The sequence below is a fragment of the Parabacteroides sp. CH2-D42-20 genome (genome assembly GCF_003670185.1).
GTDB lineage: Bacteria > Bacteroidota > Bacteroidia > Bacteroidales > Tannerellaceae > Parabacteroides > Parabacteroides distasonis.
Genome location: NZ_RAYG01000088.1, coordinates 1 through 1,186 on the forward strand (window position 1 = coordinate 1; position 1,186 = coordinate 1,186).

1 protein-coding gene is annotated in these 1,186 nt (G+C 42.5%); it reads left to right on the top strand.

Features of this window, described 5'->3' with window-relative positions:
• The coding region (locus tag D7V92_RS21845) for a DUF6383 domain-containing protein (protein ID WP_233572895.1) at nt 1-1,186 on the top strand (1,186 nt) is incomplete at both ends.

Here is a 1,186-nt window from a genome sequence, read left to right on the forward strand (position 1 = left end):
ACTTCTTGGTGAGAACGTTGATAATTCAGCTGATAGCTTGATGTTCAAGGAAACTATCCGTGGTGAATATTTGATGGATGAGCATAATGGTGCCTTGTTGAACAAGGATGTTGATTACGCTGGTATCTGGAGTGAGGGTAAGGCTGATGGTAAGTTGGCTTTCCGTATTGACACAGCATGGTTAACTCGTGGCGCAGGTAAGGTTAAACCTCAATACTTGGTATCCGCTTATCGTGAGTTGATCGAGGGTGAGAAGATCATTCCTTGTACTGAGACAGGCAAGCATATCACTGCTGATGGTCAAGTTACAGAAGATCCATATCAATGTGTACATGCTGTTCATGTGAAGACTCCAGCATTCATCTATGGTAAGTATTTGGTTAACTACTCAGACTCTGCTGCCGCTGTTGCTGCTCGCAAGGAAGCTCTTAACCCGTACTTGTTCAATACGAAAGCAGCTTCAAACAGTAGCTATACTCGTGTAGGTTTCGTTCCTGCCGTTCAATATGGTGATACCTTGATCGTTTTGACAGGTAAGTACAAAGCTATGACTGCTGATCAATTGAAGAATGAGGGAATCGAGTCTATTATGGCTGTTTATAAGAAAGATTATCCGAAATTCATCAACGTATTGTCTGGAGACAAGCATAAGAACGTAACTTGGTCATTCCGTTATGTAAATCCGGATAAGGCTGCTTTAGCTTATGTAGATGGAAAAGAGGGTGAGAACAACTCATTCTTGATCGAGTCTAACGTATATGCAACAGGAACAGATGGTGATAATCAATATCAGACTATCAAGGGTGATTTGGCAAAAGCTATCGCTCCTAATGAAGCTGCCGCATGGTTGAAGATGCACAATGGCTGCTTGGTATTGACAGATGCTAGCTCTACATTTGGTGCCGCTAAGACTGGTGGTGATGGAGCATTGGTATTCAACGCATATTCTAAGACTGAAGATGATGATATGGTAACATCTAACGATAACATCAACAATGTTGAAGGAGTATCTGTAATCGCTGGTAACGGTACTGTAACTGTTCAAGGTGCCGCTGGCAAGTCTGTAGTTATCACTAACATCTTAGGTAAGGTTGTCGCTGAGACAGTTCTTACTTCTGATAACGCTACAATCTCCGTACCTGCTGGTATCGTAGCAGTAGCTGTTGATGGTGAAGAGGCTGTTAAG